Genomic DNA, 18,148 nt, shown 5'->3' with positions numbered 1-18,148 from the left:
TCACGCGTGGTATTCAAGCGCCGAGACCGACGCTCTGCCGTCCAAGTCGCGTCGGAGTTTGTCTATCCGCGTGGCGGGTGGACCCGCGCTTTTCACTATGTCAAACATCGTGTCCGCCGTTTGCCGGACACCCCTGACCGAATTGCGCGCGGTATCGGCGCGGGAGTCTTTGCAGCCTTTACCCCGTTCTACGGACTGCATTTTCTGGTCGCGGCCATTGGTGCGCGCCTGATCAAGGGGAATATCCTGGCCGCGCTCAGCGGTACGTTTTTTGGAAATCCACTCACTTACGTGCCAATCGGTGTCATCTGCCTTCAAACCGGGCATTTTCTTTTGGGCACCAAATACGAAGAGGGTGACACTCAGGGGCTGATGGGGAAGTTCGCCGATGCAATCGGTGACCTCAAGAACAACTTTCTGGCCTTGTTCACCGACCGCGTGGCTGATTGGCGTGGGCTGGACCAGTTCTACGACGACGTCTTTTTCCCCTATATGATTGGCGGCATCATTCCCGGCATTGTGGCCGGTGTGATCTGCTATTACCTCAGCCTGCCGCTGATCCTCACCTATCAACAACGCCGCCGCGCCAGGATCAAAGCGAAGTTTGAGGAAATCAAACGTTTGGCTGAAAAATCGACTGCCGTTCCTGAGGCAAAGCCACTAGGCTCCGCCGCGAAACTGAAAAAGGAATCGAGAGATGTCTGAGAACGATCTGCGTCTGGGTGTGAACATCGATCACGTCGCCACCGTGCGAAATGCACGGGGTGGGGCTTATCCCGATCCGCTGCGCGCCGCCAAACTGGCGGAAGAGGCAGGAGCCGACGGCATCACCGCCCACCTGCGCGAAGACCGTCGCCATATCTCGGACGCTGACATCGACGGGCTGATAGAGGTTCTGTCGGTGCCATTGAACTTTGAAATGGCCGCAACAGACGAGATGCAGAAAATTGCTCTGCGCCACAAACCCCATGCAGTGTGCATCGTCCCGGAAAAGCGAGAGGAGCGCACCACAGAAGGCGGTCTGGAAGTTGCGCGCGAGGAAAACAAACTCGCCCATTTCATCGCGCCCCTGCGCGACGTCGGCTGCCGCGTGTCTATCTTTATTGCCGCCGATCAACGTCAGATCGAGGCTGCACATCGCATTGGTGCAGAGGTGATTGAGCTGCACACAGGCGCTTATTGCGATGCGCATGCAGAAGGCCGTATGGAAGACGCCGCCCGCGAGCTTGATGCGCTGCGCCAAATGTCCACATTTGCCCATTCTCTGGGGCTTGAGGTTCATGCGGGTCACGGCCTGACCTATGACACCGTACAACCGATTGCTGCCTTCCCCGAGGTGAAAGAGCTGAATATCGGTCACTTCTTGATTGGTGAATCGATCTTTCTGGGCCTCACCCCTGCCATTCAGGAAATGCGCCGCCTGATGGACGAGGCCCGGGCGTGATCACGCCCGGCTTTGTCGCCATCTGGCTGGCCTGGCTGATGGCTGGCGGCTCTCCGGGGCCTGCCACGATGGGTATTGCCGGAACTGCGATGAACGAAGGCCGCCGCGCCGGTCTGGTCTTTGCGCTGGGCATCTGCGCCGGGTCCGCAGCCTGGGGCATTGCCGCAGCGCTGGGACTGTCAGCAATCATGCTGGCCAATGTCTGGGTGTTCGAGGTGATCCGGTACATCGGTGTCGCCTATCTTGGCTGGCTGGCCTTCAAGGCCCTGCGCCGCGCGATGACCTCGGACGAGGTTGCACTGGGCAAACCTGTCACGGGTTCACTGCCGACGATCTTTGCCAAAGGCGCTGCGATCCACCTGACCAATCCCAAAGCGATCCTTAGCTGGGGCTCGATCTATGCCATTGTCGCGCCCAACGATGCCAGCCTGTCGATGCTGTTGGGCTATTTCGCCATGCTTTATGCCGGATCGTTGCTGATTTTCATCGGGTACGCGTTTTTGTTTTCATCCGAACGCATGGTCCGCACCTACCGCCGCGCCCGCCGCTGGTTCGATTTCGCCTTTGCCGGGTTCTTTGGCGTTGCGAGCTACAAGATATTGACGGTGCGGTTTTCATGATCCTCGGCATCGGCACAGACCTTGCAAACATCGACCGCATCCAGGGCACGCTTGATCGCTTCGGCGACCGGTTCCGCAATCGTGTCTTTACTGATACCGAACAGCGCAAAGCCGAGCGCCGCCACGATACAGCTGGCACCTATGCCAAGCGATGGGCGGCGAAAGAGGCGTGCTCTAAGGCGCTGGGCACCGGACTGCGCATGGGCATCGCATGGAAGGATATGGCTGTCACCAATCTACGTACCGGCCAGCCGGTCATGCATGTCACCGGCTGGGCCGCCGAGCGCCTTAAGGAAATGACCCCAGACGGGCACGAGGCGATCATCCACGTGACGCTGACCGATGACCATCCCTGGGCACACGCCTTTGTGGTGATCGAGGCCCGTCCGCTTCAAGAAGCGCCCACGTAGCCTTGACTTGCCCCCACCTGACCCGCATGTAGCACCCCAACCACGCATAGACTGGAGAGAGCAGTATGGCCGAGGAAGCCAAAACCGGAAATCCCGTTTGGGAGACGATTAAAACCATCGTCTATGCTCTGCTGATTGCGGGCGTATTCCGCACCCTCTTCTTTCAACCTTTCTGGATCCCCTCGGGCTCGATGAAGGAAACGCTGCTGATCGGTGATTTCCTTTTCGTCAACAAAATGACCTATGGTTATTCCTACGCGTCCTGTCCCAGCTTGATCATCCCCAGCGTGGGTCTGAATGTGGATGCCGAAGATATCTGCGGTTGGATGCAGGGTGACGGTGACAGCCGCATTTGGGGCGGTGAGCCCGAGCGCGGCGATGTCATCGTTTTCCGCCATCCGGTCACGGGCCGCGACTATATCAAGCGTCTGATTGGTCTGCCGGGTGATCGTATCCAGGTTCGGGAAGGTCAGATCATACTGAACGATGTTCCGGTTCCACAGCAGCCCGATGGCGTCTTCACTGAAGTTGCCGAGCCGCAAGGCCCGCAACGTCTGCGTCCGCGCTGTGAAAATGGGCCCGTTGGCATTGGTGGCGCATGCGAAAAATCGCGCCTGATTGAAACTTTGCCCAACGGCGTCTCGTATGACGTGCTGAATATCGGGAATCAGGGGTCGGACAACACCGGCATCTACAACGTGCCCGAAGGCCACTACTTCTTTATGGGTGACAACCGCGACAACTCTGCCGACAGCCGCCTTCCCCAATCTGCGGGTGGCGTAGGCTACGTGCCTTACGAAAACCTGATTGGTCGGGCTGATCGCATCATGTTCTCATCTGCTGGCCGGTCGATGCTGTTCTTCTGGACCTGGCGCGGTGACCGGTTCTTCAAGGCGGTCAATTGAAGCTTTCGGCTGAAATAAAGGCATTCCAGCAGCGTTTGGGGTATGAGTTCGCCAATCCTGAATTGCTGGTACGTGCGCTGACACATGGTTCGGTCTCGTCGTCCACTCGGCCCGATAATCAACGGCTCGAATTTCTGGGCGACCGCGTTCTGGGCCTTGTCATGGCAACGGCTTTGCTTGAGGCCGACAAAACGGCATCCGAAGGCCAATTGGCCCCCCGGTTCAACGCGCTGGTCCGGAAAGAGGCCTGCGCCGATGTGGCCCGCCAGATCGATCTTGGCGGGGTGCTGAAGCTGGGCCGGTCCGAGATGTTATCCGGTGGCCGCCGCAAACAGGCCCTGTTGGGCGACGCAATGGAAGCCGTGATTGCCGCAATTTACCGCGACGCAGGGTTCGAGGCCGCGCGCGATGTCATCCTGGCCCTTTGGGGCGACCGGATCCACACGGTCGAGGCTGACGCGCGCGACGCCAAAACGTCGTTGCAGGAATGGGCGCAGGCCCGTGGTCAAAAACCGCCCTCATATGTCGAGATCAAACGCAGCGGCCCTGACCATGCGCCGATCTTCACCATTGCTGCCCGTCTTCAGGACGGAACCGAGGCACAAGCCACTGCGGGATCCAAACGACAAGCCGAGCAGGCGGCGGCAAAGGCTTTGCTGTCCTCCCTGCCGCAGTGATCTGGTGCACCTGACCAGATCCACTTCATCTGGCTAAAAATATCTCAGGGGTGAGCCCGGATGAAATCCGGGCGAGGGGGCTGGCCCCCTTTTCTTTCGGAGTAGCAACGTTTTCCTGTCTTTAAACCACCCGGATGAACCCGGCCAGCCCGGTTTTCTGATGCTCGATCACATGGCAATGAAACGCCCAGTCGCCAAGATTGTCGGCAACCAGCGCAATCTCGACCACTTCATCTTTCAACAGAAGAAACGTATCGGTCATCAATGGCGGCAGCTTGCGTAGGTTCGACTTCAACGGCACAAACGCCAACCCGTGCAGGTGGATCGGATGCAGGTTCGGTGATTCATTGCGCATTCGCAGAACATAACTTTTACCCTGCTTCAGCACGGCCAACGGTCCGGTCCCCTGTGCTGCATCTCCGGGCCACGGTGCGCGGTTGATTGACCAAAAGCTATAACCCAGCGACCCGCAAAACCCGTCGTTTGGGGCACCTCCTTCGGGCGTCCAACCGAATACGAACTCGTGCAGCTCTGCTTGATCCAGATTGGGTCGTTGTACAGGGTTTACAGGCAAAGGATGCAGCTCCTTCAAGGTGCGGGCTTCTGATTGCCCTGTTGCCCGCAAACGCGCCATGGCTCGGGGTTTTTGTCCGGGAAACTTCGCCATCAAGGCTGCAGATCGACCTTCTCCATCAGGCATCCGAACCGCTAGATCCACACGCTGTCCGGGCCCCATCCAAAGGGGCGCGTCCGCTGTGGGTAGAGCCAGGTCAACCTCAACCGGATGCCCGTCCCATGCGATGATCCGGACCTCGGCACCTTCAAGATGCAGTTTATAGATGCGGGTCGTGTCAGTGTTGACCACGCGCAGCCGCACAAGGCTGCCCGCCGTATGATCATACACGGCTTCGGTCAGCCAGTTTGCAGTCTGTATATTGCCAAACGTACCGCTACGCGCCGCGCCGCGCGCGGTGTAAGCGGGCAGAAACGCATCCTCTTCATCCAGCCGGAAATCGCGCAGATTGATCACTTGCTCACTGTCAAAGCCGGGGTTTTCGGGCTCGGCAATCACCATGACACCGGTCAGGCCGTGGGCCATCTGGTCCATCGTCATGCAATGGGGGTGATACCAGTATGTCCCGGCATCCGGTGGCGTGAATTCATAGGCAAAGTTCTCGCCCTCGCCGATGGGCATTTGGGTCAGGTAGGGCACGCCGTCCATTTCGTTGGCGATGCGCAATCCATGCCAGTGCATCGCGGTATAGTCGGGCAAAGTGTTGCGCACCGCCAGCCGCATCCTCTGACCCTGCTTCCCATAAAGAACCTGTGGCGGTGCGTCCGGCGACAGGCTGACCATCCCGGTGGTCAGTTGATCGCGCAACCTGTAGCTGGCAGGCTGCAGCACCAGCTCTTGCGCGGACCCAGTAGCTGCCATGGTCAAACCGCCTAAGCCGACCACGCCAGCGGCAGCACCGCTTCCAAGAAGAAACTCGCGACGTTTCATAAGGACCTCACTGAACGGATGTGTCACCGGGCTGGGAACGGCTGGGTGTCTTTGCAAGTCCTGCCACTGCTGATGCATGGCTGCAATGCGACAAATCCCTCTGGCCCGCAGGCCCTTTCTGCTATAGCAGAGCGCAATTGCACACAGGAACGCCAATATATGACCACACGCGCCGGATTTATCGCCCTGATCGGAGAGCCCAATGCGGGCAAATCCACCCTTTTGAACCGCATGGTCGGGGCCAAGGTCTCGATCGTGACGCATAAGGTGCAAACCACGCGTGCGCGCATTCGTGGCGTGGCGATGGAGGGTGACGCGCAGCTGGTGTTTGTCGACACGCCGGGCCTGTTCAAGCCCCGCCGCCGCTTGGACCGCGCCATGGTCGCGGCCGCATGGGGTGGGGCCGCAGATGCAGATGTTGTTGTGCTGATGATCGAGGCGCATCGCGGTATCACCGAAGGGGTTGAACGCATCCTTGAGGGGCTGGACGAGATCGGGCAAGGCCGGACCATCGCGTTGGCGATCAACAAGATCGACAAGGTGCCGTCTGAAAAACTGCTGGCGCTGACCAGCGACCTGAACGCCCGCTATCCGTTTGCCGAGACCTTCATGATCTCGGCCGAAAAGGGCCATGGTGTAGACGATTTGCGCAAATGGCTGGCCGGGGAGCTGCCCGAAGGTCCGTGGCTTTATCCCGAAGATCAGATCGCCGATCTGCCTTTGCGCATGATCGCGGCTGAAATGACGCGCGAAAAACTGACCCTGCGCCTGCATCAGGAACTGCCGTACCAGCTGACTGTCGAGACTGAAAACTGGGAAGAGCGTAAAGACGGTTCCGCAAAGATCGATCAGGTCATTTACGTCATGCGCGACGGCCACAAGGGCATCGTTCTTGGCAAGCGCGGAGAGACAATCAAAGCGGTCAGTCAAGCGGCGCGGGCCGAGTTGGAAGAATTCCTGGACCGCAAGATCCATCTGTTCCTACAGGTCAAAGTCCGGCCGAACTGGCTGGAAGAATCCGAGCGGTATTCAGAGATGGGTCTGGACTTCAAAGACGGCAACGCATGACCCGGCTAACTGCTGAATTCTGGGTCCATGCCTATCTGGCGCGGCTTCGGTTTCAGGAAATCCCGGCGTTTGTTGTGGCCCATGGTGACGACACGGCTGGGGCCGTTCTGGTGAAGCTCAATACTCTGGACGGGCAGGCAATTGCTTTTCAACGCAGCTTTGACCTAATGTCCGGCGCGCGCAAATGGGTCGAACTGTCCAGCGGGACTGAGACGGATGTGGACACCGCAATTACCAAACAACGCAGCTTTGATCCTGACCTCTGGGTGATCGAGGTCGAGGACCGGCAAGGGCGACATTTGCTGGATGAAGAGGGGTTGGAGTAAACTCCCTGCCAGACTGTAAAGTCGATGCAAAGCTTGGTTTCAGCAGTCAGCCGTCTTCACCAAGGTAAACAAAACTCATCTTATTTCCGTCCGGGTCGCGCGCGTAGGCGCCGAAGAAATTGGGACCATATTGCGGGCGATCACCCGGATCACCCTCGTTTGTTCCGCCATTGGCCAAAGCGGCTGCATGTGCTTCTTTCACTTCTTCTTTGCTTTGGCATGCAAGGCCAACCATATTGCCATTTCCAACTGTGGCGGCCTCTTGGTTGAACGGCGTCGCTACCCACATGCATCCACCGCCTCGCAGCTCGTAGCAGACGGCATGAGGCATATATTCGGCGACGACTTTGCCGCCTATACTGGACACAACCGCGTCATAATACGTGCGCGCGTTAACAACGTCGTTTGAACCGATCATGACATAGTTAAGTGACATTTCTGAAATTCTCTAATGGAACATATAGAGAACATTAATGCCCGAGTTACGCTGGTGCAACGTGTTTCTTGAAATGCCACAGGCGCAGTACGACCTTGGGTATTAGCCCAACAGTTTATTCACAGTCACTGACTGAGCTATTTTCCCCGGCTCCATCCATCTTCATATTCGCCCAACACTCTGGACAGATGCAGCAGAGACGCAAAAAAGCGTGCGTAGACGTCCCTCGACAACATGGGTTTGTTGTCATCCAACACCTGCAATAGATCCACAACAGCCGAGGCAAAGGTGTCATAGACCTGCATATCGGCAGCTGTTGGATCAGGCGTCCAGATTTTGTGTTCGTCGTAAAAGGCGACGGGTTGTGGTTCGTCATCAGTCATAGCGCGGCCCCTTCTGTTTGAACTGCAAGTGGGGCGTGGGTGATCACGTACAAGCCGTCTGGCGCGAAGTCGCAAAACTATGGCGGTTTGAAAAAAAGAACATCCGTCTCAGGAGATTTAGAAGAGTTTACGCCCTTGCGTGCCTGTCCCGCTTCGGATTTTCTGCGGTCCAACTTAACCAGAAGGAAGGTCGATTTTTGGACTGGCGCGATCACGGCATACTCCTGAATTCTCGACGCCATGGTGAAACAGCGGCGATAATCGAAGTCTTCACCGAGGCGCACGGTCGTCACGCCGGTGTGGTGCGCGGCGGAACCAGTCGCAAGATCGCGCCCATCCTGCAACCTGGTGCGCAACTGGACGTACTGTGGCGCGCTCGTTTGGAAGAACATATCGGCACCTTTCAAGTCGAACCCCTGCGGTCCCGCGCCGCAGCGGCGTTTTCAGGGCGGCTAGCCTTGTCCGGGCTCAATGCAGTTGTTTCACTATTGTCATTTTGTCTGCCTGAACGCGAACCACATCCGGCGCTTTATGCGAGGACGGAACAGTTGATGGACCTGCTGGGTCAGGATGAGATCTGGCCATTGGCATATCTGCGATGGGAATTGGCGTTGCTGGACGAACTGGGTTTTGGCCTTGATCTGACGACCTGTGCCGTGACTGGCGCGACCGAAGGTCTGGTCTACGTGTCACCTAAGACGGGCCGCGCTGTGAGTGCAAATGGGGCCGGGGAGTGGGCAGACAAGCTTTTGCCGCTGCCACCCTGCCTAAGGGGCGAGGGTATGGCACCCGATCTTGAGGTCGAGGAAGCCCTGCGCACGACGGGCTATTTCCTGGAACATCGTGTTGCACCGTCGCTTGGGCATAATCCTTTGCCCGAAGCCAGGGCGCGGTTTGTGGATCAGGTCACTCGGCGGCTGTGAAAACCATTTCGTGCCCCGCCTCATTACGTAGGATCAGCACGTTGCCCGATACTTCGGACTGGGTCATAGCCATCAGGGCGGCAAAATAGATACCTTCGGCTTCAAGCCCGGCACAAGCGGCCCGCGTAGCGCTCAGGTCTTGGATCTCGAACCAAGGGTAGGGCGCATTCAGTGTGCCGTTGTAACTATTGCAGGGTGCGTTTCCGTTGATTTTCCCTTCTTCGGGAAACCGGAGCAACGCGCTGGCTTCATAGGGCTGCCCATCGATTTCCTGCAGGACCCATGTTTGCCCCGCCGCGCCATAGGCGGCGACAGTTTCATCCTTTTCGCATTGGAACAAGGCGAGCAGGGGCAACGTAAGGATAAGGCGGGTCATTATGGGGTCTTAATCAATTTTATTGGGTGGGAAAACCTCAATAGGGGATCGCGCCGCTCAACAATTCCTGTCGCACCTCAAGGCGTGGCCTCCAGTTGTATTTAGTGTCCTCACGCACGGGTGCCCAATACAGCGCGCCGCTGTTTCGCCAGGGATCCAGGATGATCCCGTCATGCATCGAATCCCCCTTGGCGCTGATCAACGCCGAATGGTGTATAATGCGAAACTGCGTCGGCGGAGACGTGACCCAATGCAAATCAAGCGAGTCGAAATTTTCCTGCCGCAACCGCGCGGTCATGGCCTGCGCCCAGTCATTGCACAAGCCATACTCGCGAAAGCCGTTTGCGATCTTGGCGTTGTGGATGATGGCTGGATCCGTGATATTCCATTCCCGCGCCAACTGCTGAGAATAGATGTACGAGATCGCGGCGGCCTGTTGCGCTTCGACGGGACTAACCTGAGGCCCGAGTGAAAGGATGACTTCTGCCAGCGCATCGATATCGCTCTGGGTGGCGGTTGGCTGACTGACGGTGCAACCACCCAGCACAAGCGCCGCTAGGATCGCCCAAAGCGCAAAAATCCGTTGGGTCATTTTTTGTTCACTCTCACTCGGATGGGTTTGGTTTCGATCGGTGCTCTACTGGCGACCAAAACAGATGCAAAGGGGAAGTTTGCAGAGTTGTGAACCTGTGCGCGGTGGTGCGCCGTATGCATTCCGTTTTGTGCTCATTGAAGAATTGTGGACGGTGTCGTCAGGAAAGTCACCACTCAAAGAAAAAGACCCGGCACAATGGCCGGGTCAGTTGGGGAAACGGGGTGCCGTAAACCGTTAGCCAAGCAGCCGGCGTGCGATGACCTGCGCTTGAATCTCGGCAGCCCCTTCGAAAATATTCAGAATGCGCGCGTCACACAGAACGCGACTGATCTTGTATTCCAGTGCAAAACCGTTGCCGCCATGAATCTGCAGCCCGTTATCGGCAGCGGCCCAGGCCACACGGGCGCCCAGAAGCTTGGCCATACCAGCTTCCAGGTCACAACGCTGGCCGTGGTCTTTTTCCCACGCGCTGAAATAGGTCAGCTGACGTGCAATCATGATTTCCACCGCCATCATTGCCAGCTTGCCCGAGACGCGCGGGAAGTTGATCAGAGACTTGCCGAACTGTTTGCGGTCGATCGCGTATTGCATGGCGATATCCAGCGCGCTTTGCGCCACGCCGATGGCGCGGGCAGCGGTTTGGATGCGGGCAGATTCGAAGGTTTCCATCAACTGCTTGAAACCTTTGCCCTCTTCGCCGCCCAACAGGTTCTCACCTTTGACGTGGAAGCCATCAAAGCCCAGCTCGTATTCTTTCATGCCGCGATAACCCAGAACTTCGATCTCTCCGCCAGTCATACCGGGAGTGGGGAATGGGTTCTCGTCGGTGCCCGGGGTCTTTTCTGCCAGGAACATCGACAGGCCGCGGTGGTCGGTGCTGTCGGGATTCGTCCGCGCCAGCAGAGTCATCACATGCGTCCGCGCTGCGTGTGTGATCCAGGTTTTGTTGCCGGTGATCTTATAGTCACCGTTTTCATCCTTCACAGCACGCGTGCGCAGGCTGCCAAGGTCCGACCCGGTGTTGGGCTCTGTGAAGACGGCAGTGGGCAGGATCTCGGCGCTGGCCAGTCTAGGCAGCCAGTTGGCTTTCTGCTCGTCCGTGCCGCCTGCGATGATCAGCTCAGCCGCGATCTCGGACCGGGTGCCCAGCGAGCCCACGCCGATATAACCGCGTGACAGTTCTTCGGACACCACGCACATTGAGGCTTTGGACAGGCCGAACCCGCCGAATTCCTCGGGGATGGTCAGGCCAAAAACGCCCATTTCTGCCAGTTCCTCGATGATCTCCAGCGGGATCAGCTCATCCTTCAGGTGCCATTCATGGGCATGCGGTTCGACCTTTTCCTGCGCATAGCGGCGGAATTGATCGCGGATCATCTCAAGTTCTTCGTCCAGACCAGAGGCACCGAACATGGTGGCACCGGCCTGGTCCTGCATCAGTTCAACCAGGCGGCTGCGCGCAGCCTGAGAATTGGCCTGCGCCATCAGGGTTTGAACTTCGGTCGATTGAAAGCCCGACAGCGCGTCCCAGCCCAGCCCCATATCCTGAAGGCGTACAACTTCGCCCTGGTTCATCGGAATGCCGCCAGCGACCTGATGCAGATATTCGCCAAAAGCGATCTGGTGCAGCAGCTGCTCAACCTCGCCGAACTTACCTTCGGCTTGCAGCGCTTCTGCCCAGCGTTGCATCTGTTGCAGCGATTGAGCGTAGGTTGCCAGCCAAGCCAAGCCATGAGCAGCCGTTTGGTTCGCTTCGATCAGGGCGCCAGAGACGCGCCCATCTGCAGTAACCATAGAGCGTACGGACTCGCGGGCTTTTTCAAATACCGCCTCCACCGCAGGCACAGCGGTACGGGTCAATTCCAGAAGATCGGGCAATACTGCAGCTTTTGTCATCTCGGTCATATCTTGTCCGTCGTGGGCCATGAATCGCGTCCTTTCCTCGGTCGTCTGGTCATATCATGCTGCACGTGCAGCGCAACAAAAATACTTATTACGCTACGAAAAAGTTCAAAAATTACCTGATCATTTTTGCAATGCAGAAGGAATCTTAAATGGTATTTAGAGGGTATGTCCCTGTTTTCCATTCTTTCTCCGCAAGACCTCATGCTTGCTATGGCCGTGGCTTTTGCTGCCGGTTGGATCAAGGGCATTGTTGGTTTCGCCATGCCTATGGTCATGGTGTCAGGGTTGAATTCATTCCTGACTCCCGAGTTGACCCTGGCCGGACTTATCCTGCCGACTCTCGTGACAAACGGGCTTCAAGCTTTGCGCGGCGGCGCAACGGCCGCGTATTCTTCAATCCTGCGCTTTCGGGTTTTTCTGATCGTCGGGGGCCTCATGTTGGTTCTCAGCGCGCAGCTTGTCACCATGATCCCTAGTTCGGTTTCGTTGCTTCTGATCGGTGGTTTGGTTTCGGTTTTTTGTTTGTTTCAGGTTTTGGGGGTTCGGCTGGTATTGAACCAGCCATCCGCGCGTATAGAGGCTGCTATGGGCGGAGTTGCAGGTTTCGCTGGCGGTATGTCCGGTGTTTGGGGTCCGCCAACTGTTGCTTATCTGATGGCTTTGAACACACCCAAAAAGGAACAGATCCGCATTCAGGGCGTTATTTATGGGCTTGGGGCAGTGCTGTTGCTGGCCGCTCATTTGGGGTCAGGTATCTTGCGGGCAGAAACGCTTCCGTTTTCCGCTATCCTGATCCTTCCTGCCTTGGTGGGGATGTGGGTCGGCATCAGGCTGCAGGACCGAATCGATCAGGCCAGCTTTCGCAAGGCGACCCTGTTTGTGTTGTTGGTGGCTGGACTAAACCTGCTGCGACGCGGGCTGATGGGCTGATGTCTCAGCCGCGACGTTTGTCGGCGAAGCGAAACGCAAAGTAGAGTCCCAGCATCAGGAAGAACAAGCCCGAGATATCGCCGATCAAAAAGGCAATGTATTCGACAGTTGCACTGCCGAAAGCCAGATTGGTCAGGCCCGAGACCAGAAAAGATGTGATGATGCCGACACCCATGACGCAGGCCCAGCAGGGTTTGCGATCAGGACGCGGGAACAGGTCCCATCCGACGGCCTTGAACAGATAGAACACTGCCGGAACTGTGGTGACAGCTATGGCAATGGCCAATAGGCGGCTGGGTAGGAAAACGTCAGCGCCTCCCAGATAAACAAAGACTATGAATACCCCTGGTAACAGGGCAAAGATCGCCCGCCACCCTAATAGCCATGCAGAAAGAACCCGCACGCCATGAGGCAGAAACAGCAGGCTTGCCCGGCTTGGATATTCCGGGAAATACATATTCTGAAGAGGCATCAGAACGGCGAATGTCAGGAATGACGCCACCACATAGGCCGATGAGGCCGCAAACGTATCAATTGCCCAAGCGCGCACGGACATTATTGGGCCGTGCGTGTTGAACTGGCGTCATCTGGGAGCATTAACGATATACCGCCCCCGGTTGGCGCTGCCGCTTTGCGAAAGATAGCCTTTTTGAACCAGTGACTTCAGCGCGCGGAAAAAGGTCGGGCGCGACACGCTTTGGACCAATGTGTGTTCGATCAAACCGAATGTGCGTACTTCTTGATCAGATTTTGAGAGTTCTTCCGCTGCGTAATAAATGTCGCGCTCAACCGGAGATAGTTTTTCCAGGCCAAGCGTCCGCTCCATGCTTTGCATCAATTTGCGAAGTTCGGTGAGTTTCGAGATTTCTGTCATGTTCTTACCTGCAATTTCCTGAGCCAACTGCCGCCGGTCTGCGACTATTTGAGCCACACCGGTCCTTTAAGAAACCAGCGAGTCCCATGTTGACACTCATCCCCTTTTACCTAGACTAGGTGCCTGATTAGGTTGCTCAATCCAGCGTTGTGAGTGTACGCTTCTGAGCTGCCACAAAGTCCTTTCAGTCAATGCCCGGCGCTGATGTGCCGGGCTTTTTCGTCTCATCGAGACTAACAGGTACCCCAGATCGCATTTTGAAACAACGCACTTGTATGTGCTTTTTGTGACATACAACTAAGGGTGGATTATACGAGCGGTTTCTGAATTGAAAAAGGGGCCCGCAGGCCCCTTGTTTCTGTATCTGGTACCACGTTAGCCAATCGCTACGGCTTTGATATCGTCGTCGATGAACGGCAGGTATTGTTCGAAGTTTTCGGCAAACATTTGAACCAGTTTCTCGGCTTGTTTGTCGAACGCGGCCTGATCGTCCCAAGTGCGGCGCGGGTCCAGCAGAACCTCGGCGACACCGGGCACGGAAACCGGTACATCAAAGCCGAAATTGGCGTCCTTGCGGAATTCAGCATCGCGCAGCGAACCATCCAGGGCTGCCGTCAGCAATGCGCGGGTCGCCTTGATCGGCATCCGGCTTCCTACGCCATAAGCACCACCGGTCCAGCCGGTGTTCACCAGCCAGCAGGTCGCGCCATGCTGGGCGATCTTATCCCGCAACAGATTACCGTATTCTTCCGGACGGCGCGGCATGAACGGCGCGCCAAAGCAGGTCGAGAACGTGGGCTGAGGCTCAGTCACACCACGTTCGGTCCCCGCAACCTTCGAAGTGAAGCCCGACAGGAAGTGATACATCGCCTGCGCCGGGGTCAGCCGCGCGATCGGAGGCAGAACACCAAAGGCATCACAGGTCAGCATGATGATGTTCTTCGGGTGACCACCCAAAGCGCTGCCGGATGCGTTCGAGATATACTCCAACGGATAGGCGCAACGCATGTTGGCAGTCAGTGAATCGTCGTCGAAATCCAGCTCTTTGGTCTCGGGGTCGAAAACCATGTTTTCGATGACAGTGCCGAATTTACTGGTGGTCGCGTAGATTTCCGGCTCGGCCTCGGCATTGAGGTTGATTGTCTTGGCATAACAGCCGCCTTCAAAATTGAAGGTGCCGCGATCTGACCAACCGTGCTCGTCGTCCCCGATCAGAACGCGGGCCGGGTCAGCGGACAAAGTTGTCTTGCCGGTACCTGACAGCCCGAAGAACACGGCGGTATCAACCGGGTTGCCAACGGCATGGTTGGCCGAGCAGTGCATCGGCATCACACCTTTTTCCGGCAACATGTAGTTCAGCAGAGTGAAGACGGATTTCTTGTTCTCGCCCGCGTATTCGGTTCCACCGATCAGAATCAGCTTACGATCAAAGTTCAGCGCAATCACCGTTTCACTGCGGCAGCCGTGCTTGGCCGGGTCGGCCTGGAAACTGGGGCAGTTGATAATGGTGAAGTCGGCTGTGAAATCATCCAGATCCTCGCGATCCGGGCGGCGCAGCAAGTGGCGGATGAAAAGATTGTGCCAGGCGAGCTCGGTGACCATACGCACGTTGATCGCGTATGCGGGGTCAGCACCGCCGACGAGATCCTGCACGAAGTAGTCGCGGCCTTTCATATGGGCCAGCATGTCTTGGTACAGCGCTTCAAAGCCTTCGGGGCTCATTTCGGCGTTGTTTTCCCACCAGATGGTGTCGACGACACTGTCGGTTTTGACGACGTGCTTGTCCTTGGGTGAGCGGCCGGTGAACTTGCCAGTGGTGACCAGAAACGCACCGCCGTTGCCAAGTGTCCCTTCGCCGCGCTTCAGCGCCTCTTCGATCAGCGCCGGTTCCATGAAGTTGTAATAGACATTGCCCAGACCCTCGATGCCCTGATCTTCGAGGCGGAATTGCGGGTTAACCCGTCCAGATGTCATGTGTGTCTTCTCCTGTGGCGGCGCGTGGCTTTGGCCGTTAGCGCCATTGGGGCAGTGAGCCGGGCAAACCGGCGGCTGGGCGCGTCTTATCACGGTCATTTGGGGCATGAACAGGCGGGTTGACGCAGTTAGCGCAACCAAGTCCGAGTTTAGCGCCACCACAAATTCAATGTTCGAAAAGCAGGCAGATTTTTGCGGGCATAAAGGCAAATTTGCCGCAGACCTGCCGCAACAAAGGCACGATTCGAGGTTACGGATTGATTCGGCGTCTTAAAACCGCCAACAATGCCTTACAAATAAGCGAATTATTGCGCGAGTGAGCAGGAATAGGGGTGAGCCCGATGTCAAAGATTGCACTGGTGGATGACGATAGAAACATTCTGACGTCTGTATCCATGACTCTTGAAGCCGAAGGTTTCGAGGTTGAAACTTATAATGATGGCCAGGCCGCGTTGGATGCGTTCAACAAAAAGCTGCCGGATATGGCTGTTCTCGATATAAAAATGCCTCGGATGGATGGCATGGATTTGCTGCAGCGGCTGCGTCAGAAAACGCAGATGCCAGTGATCTTCCTGACCTCGAAAGATGACGAGATCGACGAGGTTCTTGGCCTGCGCATGGGCGCAGATGACTATGTAAAAAAGCCGTTCTCGCAGCGGTTGCTGGTGGAACGCATCCGCGCGTTGCTGCGCCGGCAAGAGGCAACAAGCGGCGACGCAGTGGCCGCCAACAGCAGTGACACCAAGGTTATGGAACGCGGTGACCTGCGGATGGATCCTCTGCGCCATGCCGTAAGCTGGAAGGGGAATGACGTGTCCCTGACCGTAACAGAGTTCTTGTTGTTACAAGCGCTTGCCCAGCGTCCGGGCTTTGTCAAAAGCCGTGATCAGCTGATGGATGTGGCTTACGACGATCAAGTTTATGTGGACGACAGGACAATCGACAGCCACATTAAACGCCTACGCAAGAAAATGCGCGCAGCCGACCCCGAGTTCTCGGCGATCGAAACCCTGTATGGTATCGGTTACCGGTACAACGAAGAATAGGCGCGACGCCTGCAAGAGGTAATGGGCTCTCGTGCGCGACACCGAAGAAGCCAGAGAACTGCGCGACGGTGACGTCGTTCTTGGGGATGACTGGGTCATCCCCCAGGATCCCGAGTCTGCCGAGCTGAGAGAAAAGCGATCCCGGAGGAACCTGTTTTCTCTGCGTGGATCGCCCTTGGCCCGCAAGATCATCACCTTCAATCTGATTGCCTTGGTGATCCTGGTCACCGGGCTGCTGTATCTGGACGATTCGCGTAAAGAAAAGGTGCAGCAAACCGCGCGCAATCTGCTGGGCGACGCGCAGCTAGTCAGCAATGTCTTTGAAACTCAGCTGCGACAGGGCGCTCAAACCTCGGCGCAAAATGCTGGTAACTTGGACGTCAAGGATACGCTTTCAGGGCTAACACTTCCCGAAGGCGGCGAAGTCTTTGTCTATGACGCAAGTGGCACTCTGATCGGTTGGACGCGTGGCGCGCCGCAAATCTCTGACATGCCCGTGCTTCTTCGTTCGGAGTCCGAAGTGCAAACTGGCAGCACTGTCATCAGCGATACGCTGAATGCGGTGTGGATTGGCCTGTCCAACCTGTTCAACTGGTCGACCGAGACGGAATCTCCGACGCTGGCGCAACGGGTTCAGGCGATTATTCCGCAAGCGCTGGAAGGGCAAGCGCAGGTCCAAGCGGTGCAAGACAGCGCGGGGGACACGGTGATCGTTGCTGCCGCACCGATCCTGTATGCGGATAGTCCAGCCGGTGCGGTTGCCATTACCGGCCCAGCCGGGGAAATCGACGCGCTGGCCCGTCGCGAACAGGAACGCATTCTTCAGATGTTTGTGGTGGCCCTTCTGGTTTCCGTAGGTCTGAGCCTTGTGCTGGCCTCGACAATCGCCAACCCTCTGGCGGATCTGGCGGCGGCTGCTGAAATGGGCAAGGACCGCGGTACAGGGGTCAACCCCGGTCGTATCCGCATTCCGGATCTTAGTGCGCGCCCGGACGAAATTGGGCGTCTCAGCCGTGCGCTGCGGGGTATGGTGACAGCGCTCTACAATCGGATCGACGCGAATGAACAGTTCGCTGCCGACGTGGCCCATGAAATCAAAAACCCCTTGGCCAGCCTGCAATCCGCCGTTGGCACGCTGCGTATGGTCAAACGCGAGGATCAGCGCGACAAGTTGCTGGATGTGATTGAACATGACGTCCGGCGTCTGGACCGTCTGGTCAGCGATATCTCGAACGCCTCGCGTCTGGATGCGGAGCTGGTCAAAGAAGAAGAGCAACCCTTTGACCTTCTCAAGCTGCTGGGCAATCTGGGTCAGTATTTGGGCGAGGATGCACGTTCCAAAGGCATCGATTACATCACCGATCTTCCACCTGAACCGATCATCATCAACGGTCTCGAAGCCCGACTGGCGCAGGTTTTCGTCAACCTCATCACCAACGCCATTTCCTTCTGCGAGGAAAGCGACGCCATTCGCGTCTGGGTTCGTCAGCGCGATAATCGCGTTTTGGTCGTAGTTGAGGATACAGGCCCTGGCATTCCCGAACAGGCACTGACCAAAGTGTTCAAGCGTTTCTATTCGCAGCGCCCGGCCGAGCATTTCGGCAATAACTCGGGCCTTGGTCTTGCGATCTCAAAGCAGATTGTCGAGGCCCATGGCGGTGTAATCTGGGCTGAAAATATACGCCCGACCGAGGCCGACATCACCTCGGATCCTCTGGGCGCGCGTTTCGTGGTGGGGCTGCCCGTTTAACC

General features: G+C 57.1%; 21 protein-coding genes. 12 read left to right on the top strand and 9 right to left on the bottom strand.

Annotated features, from left to right (window positions below; translation table 11 throughout):
- Positions 1–6 precede the first annotated feature (6 nt).
- The 6 genes from ACR3EH_RS06740 (at position 7) to rnc (ending at position 4,056) form a co-directional block, all read left to right on the top strand.
- Positions 7–705 carry a DUF2062 domain-containing protein gene (locus ACR3EH_RS06740; protein ID WP_171096108.1) on the top strand — a complete coding sequence of 233 codons (699 nt, stop codon included), beginning with the start codon at positions 7–9 and terminating at the stop codon, positions 703–705.
- The gene (locus ACR3EH_RS06735; RefSeq protein ID WP_171188930.1) at positions 698–1,444 is read left to right on the top strand and encodes a pyridoxine 5'-phosphate synthase; all 747 of its coding nucleotides are present in this window, start codon (positions 698–700) and stop codon (positions 1,442–1,444) included. Before ACR3EH_RS06740 ends, ACR3EH_RS06735 begins: the two co-directional genes overlap by 8 nt.
- On the top strand, positions 1,441–2,064 hold the full coding sequence (locus ACR3EH_RS06730; RefSeq protein ID WP_171188932.1) for a LysE family translocator: 624 nt from the start codon (positions 1,441–1,443) through the stop codon (positions 2,062–2,064). The genes ACR3EH_RS06735 and ACR3EH_RS06730 overlap by 4 nt, the downstream gene beginning before the upstream one ends.
- Positions 2,061–2,474 carry a holo-ACP synthase gene (gene acpS / locus ACR3EH_RS06725; RefSeq protein ID WP_171188934.1) on the top strand — a complete coding sequence of 138 codons (414 nt, stop codon included), beginning with the start codon at positions 2,061–2,063 and terminating at the stop codon, positions 2,472–2,474. Before ACR3EH_RS06730 ends, acpS begins: the two co-directional genes overlap by 4 nt.
- A gap of 65 nt (positions 2,475–2,539) precedes the next feature.
- Entirely contained in the window at positions 2,540–3,379 is an 840-nt protein-coding gene (lepB, locus tag ACR3EH_RS06720; RefSeq protein ID WP_171188936.1) for a signal peptidase I, read from the top strand.
- Positions 3,376–4,056 (top strand): ribonuclease III, encoded by a 681-nt coding sequence (gene rnc, locus ACR3EH_RS06715; protein ID WP_171096099.1) that lies wholly within the window; start codon positions 3,376–3,378, stop codon positions 4,054–4,056. Before lepB ends, rnc begins: the two co-directional genes overlap by 4 nt.
- 121 nt (positions 4,057–4,177) lie before the next feature.
- Here rnc and ACR3EH_RS06710 read toward each other — a convergent pair whose 3' ends face one another.
- Positions 4,178–5,560, bottom strand: coding sequence for a multicopper oxidase family protein (locus ACR3EH_RS06710; RefSeq protein ID WP_171188938.1), 1,383 nt, complete (start codon positions 5,558–5,560; stop codon positions 4,178–4,180).
- A gap of 159 nt (positions 5,561–5,719) precedes the next feature.
- Between ACR3EH_RS06710 and era the strand changes: the two genes are divergently transcribed.
- Together era and ACR3EH_RS06700 are read left to right on the top strand one after the other, a co-directional pair.
- Positions 5,720–6,628 (top strand): GTPase Era, encoded by a 909-nt coding sequence (gene era, locus ACR3EH_RS06705; protein ID WP_171188940.1) that lies wholly within the window; start codon positions 5,720–5,722, stop codon positions 6,626–6,628.
- Entirely contained in the window at positions 6,625–6,954 is a 330-nt protein-coding gene (locus tag ACR3EH_RS06700; protein ID WP_171096093.1) for a DUF1491 family protein, read from the top strand. Before era ends, ACR3EH_RS06700 begins: the two co-directional genes overlap by 4 nt.
- 46 nt (positions 6,955–7,000) lie before the next feature.
- Here ACR3EH_RS06700 and ACR3EH_RS06695 read toward each other — a convergent pair whose 3' ends face one another.
- Positions 7,001–7,390: a VOC family protein gene (locus ACR3EH_RS06695; RefSeq protein ID WP_171188942.1), complete on the bottom strand. Its 390-nt coding sequence runs from the start codon at positions 7,388–7,390 to the stop codon at positions 7,001–7,003.
- 137 nt (positions 7,391–7,527) lie between these two features.
- Entirely contained in the window at positions 7,528–7,773 is a 246-nt protein-coding gene (locus ACR3EH_RS06690; RefSeq protein ID WP_171096088.1) for a hypothetical protein, read from the bottom strand.
- Positions 7,774–7,970: 197 nt separating this feature from the next.
- Here ACR3EH_RS06690 and recO point away from each other — a divergent pair, with 197 nt between their 5' ends.
- The gene (gene recO, locus ACR3EH_RS06685) at positions 7,971–8,696 is read left to right on the top strand and encodes a DNA repair protein RecO (protein WP_171188944.1); all 726 of its coding nucleotides are present in this window, start codon (positions 7,971–7,973) and stop codon (positions 8,694–8,696) included.
- Here the strand turns inward: recO and ACR3EH_RS06680 are convergent.
- The 3 genes from ACR3EH_RS06680 to ACR3EH_RS06670 form a co-directional block, all read right to left on the bottom strand.
- Positions 8,680–9,072, bottom strand: coding sequence for an META domain-containing protein (locus ACR3EH_RS06680; protein WP_171188947.1), 393 nt, complete (start codon positions 9,070–9,072; stop codon positions 8,680–8,682). The two genes, recO and ACR3EH_RS06680, sit on opposite strands and share 17 nt — an antisense overlap.
- A 37-nt stretch (positions 9,073–9,109) precedes the next feature.
- A complete protein-coding gene (locus tag ACR3EH_RS06675) occupies positions 9,110–9,664 on the bottom strand; it encodes a hypothetical protein (RefSeq protein ID WP_216601671.1) in 555 nt (184 codons plus the stop codon).
- 237 nt (positions 9,665–9,901) lie between these two features.
- Entirely contained in the window at positions 9,902–11,593 is a 1,692-nt protein-coding gene (locus ACR3EH_RS06670) for an acyl-CoA dehydrogenase family protein (RefSeq protein WP_171188949.1), read from the bottom strand.
- A 144-nt stretch (positions 11,594–11,737) separates the two neighbouring features.
- On the opposite strand from ACR3EH_RS06670, the gene ACR3EH_RS06665 reads away from it, so the two are divergent.
- Positions 11,738–12,502, top strand: coding sequence for a sulfite exporter TauE/SafE family protein (locus tag ACR3EH_RS06665; RefSeq protein WP_171188951.1), 765 nt, complete (start codon positions 11,738–11,740; stop codon positions 12,500–12,502).
- 4 nt (positions 12,503–12,506) lie between these two features.
- Here ACR3EH_RS06665 and ACR3EH_RS06660 read toward each other — a convergent pair whose 3' ends face one another.
- The 3 genes from ACR3EH_RS06660 to ACR3EH_RS06650 form a co-directional block, all read right to left on the bottom strand.
- Positions 12,507–13,058 carry a hypothetical protein gene (locus tag ACR3EH_RS06660; protein WP_171188953.1) on the bottom strand — a complete coding sequence of 184 codons (552 nt, stop codon included), beginning with the start codon at positions 13,056–13,058 and terminating at the stop codon, positions 12,507–12,509.
- A 27-nt stretch (positions 13,059–13,085) separates the two neighbouring features.
- On the bottom strand, positions 13,086–13,433 hold the full coding sequence (locus ACR3EH_RS06655) for a hypothetical protein (protein ID WP_371732016.1): 348 nt from the start codon (positions 13,431–13,433) through the stop codon (positions 13,086–13,088).
- Between the two features lie 318 nt (positions 13,434–13,751).
- The gene (locus tag ACR3EH_RS06650; RefSeq protein WP_171188955.1) at positions 13,752–15,350 is read right to left on the bottom strand and encodes a phosphoenolpyruvate carboxykinase; all 1,599 of its coding nucleotides are present in this window, start codon (positions 15,348–15,350) and stop codon (positions 13,752–13,754) included.
- Between the two features lie 341 nt (positions 15,351–15,691).
- Between ACR3EH_RS06650 and ACR3EH_RS06645 the strand changes: the two genes are divergently transcribed.
- Complete coding sequence (locus ACR3EH_RS06645; protein WP_171096072.1) at positions 15,692–16,396, top strand: response regulator transcription factor; 705 nt, start codon at positions 15,692–15,694, stop codon at positions 16,394–16,396.
- Positions 16,397–16,427: 31 nt separating this feature from the next.
- Positions 16,428–18,146 (top strand): ATP-binding protein, encoded by a 1,719-nt coding sequence (locus ACR3EH_RS06640; protein ID WP_171188957.1) that lies wholly within the window; start codon positions 16,428–16,430, stop codon positions 18,144–18,146.
- Positions 18,147–18,148: the final 2 nt, after the last annotated feature.

This window comes from Ruegeria sp. BG7 (assembly GCF_056535685.1).
Note: the sequence above shows the minus strand (reverse complement) of the source record. Positions and strands in the feature narration are given on the sequence as shown.

Bases quoted from the DNA above. Each gene is read 5' to 3' on its own strand.
- ACR3EH_RS06645 (WP_171096072.1), top strand. From the start codon at position 15,692: ATGTCAAAGATTGCACTGGTGGATGACGATAGAAACATTCTGACGTCT.
- ACR3EH_RS06650 (WP_171188955.1), bottom strand. From the start codon at position 15,350: ATGACATCTGGACGGGTTAACCCGCAATTCCGCCTCGAAGATCAGGGC.
- ACR3EH_RS06710 (WP_171188938.1), bottom strand. From the start codon at position 5,560: ATGAAACGTCGCGAGTTTCTTCTTGGAAGCGGTGCTGCCGCTGGCGTG.
- ACR3EH_RS06690 (WP_171096088.1), bottom strand. From the start codon at position 7,773: ATGACTGATGACGAACCACAACCCGTCGCCTTTTACGACGAACACAAA.
- acpS (WP_171188934.1), top strand. From the start codon at position 2,061: ATGATCCTCGGCATCGGCACAGACCTTGCAAACATCGACCGCATCCAG.
- ACR3EH_RS06665 (WP_171188951.1), top strand. From the start codon at position 11,738: ATGTCCCTGTTTTCCATTCTTTCTCCGCAAGACCTCATGCTTGCTATG.
- ACR3EH_RS06675 (WP_216601671.1), bottom strand. From the start codon at position 9,664: ATGACCCAACGGATTTTTGCGCTTTGGGCGATCCTAGCGGCGCTTGTG.
- ACR3EH_RS06660 (WP_171188953.1), bottom strand. From the start codon at position 13,058: ATGTCCGTGCGCGCTTGGGCAATTGATACGTTTGCGGCCTCATCGGCC.
- era (WP_171188940.1), top strand. From the start codon at position 5,720: ATGACCACACGCGCCGGATTTATCGCCCTGATCGGAGAGCCCAATGCG.
- lepB (WP_171188936.1), top strand. From the start codon at position 2,540: ATGGCCGAGGAAGCCAAAACCGGAAATCCCGTTTGGGAGACGATTAAA.
- ACR3EH_RS06695 (WP_171188942.1), bottom strand. From the start codon at position 7,390: ATGTCACTTAACTATGTCATGATCGGTTCAAACGACGTTGTTAACGCG.
- ACR3EH_RS06670 (WP_171188949.1), bottom strand. From the start codon at position 11,593: ATGGCCCACGACGGACAAGATATGACCGAGATGACAAAAGCTGCAGTA.
- ACR3EH_RS06680 (WP_171188947.1), bottom strand. From the start codon at position 9,072: ATGACCCGCCTTATCCTTACGTTGCCCCTGCTCGCCTTGTTCCAATGC.
- ACR3EH_RS06735 (WP_171188930.1), top strand. From the start codon at position 698: ATGTCTGAGAACGATCTGCGTCTGGGTGTGAACATCGATCACGTCGCC.
- ACR3EH_RS06700 (WP_171096093.1), top strand. From the start codon at position 6,625: ATGACCCGGCTAACTGCTGAATTCTGGGTCCATGCCTATCTGGCGCGG.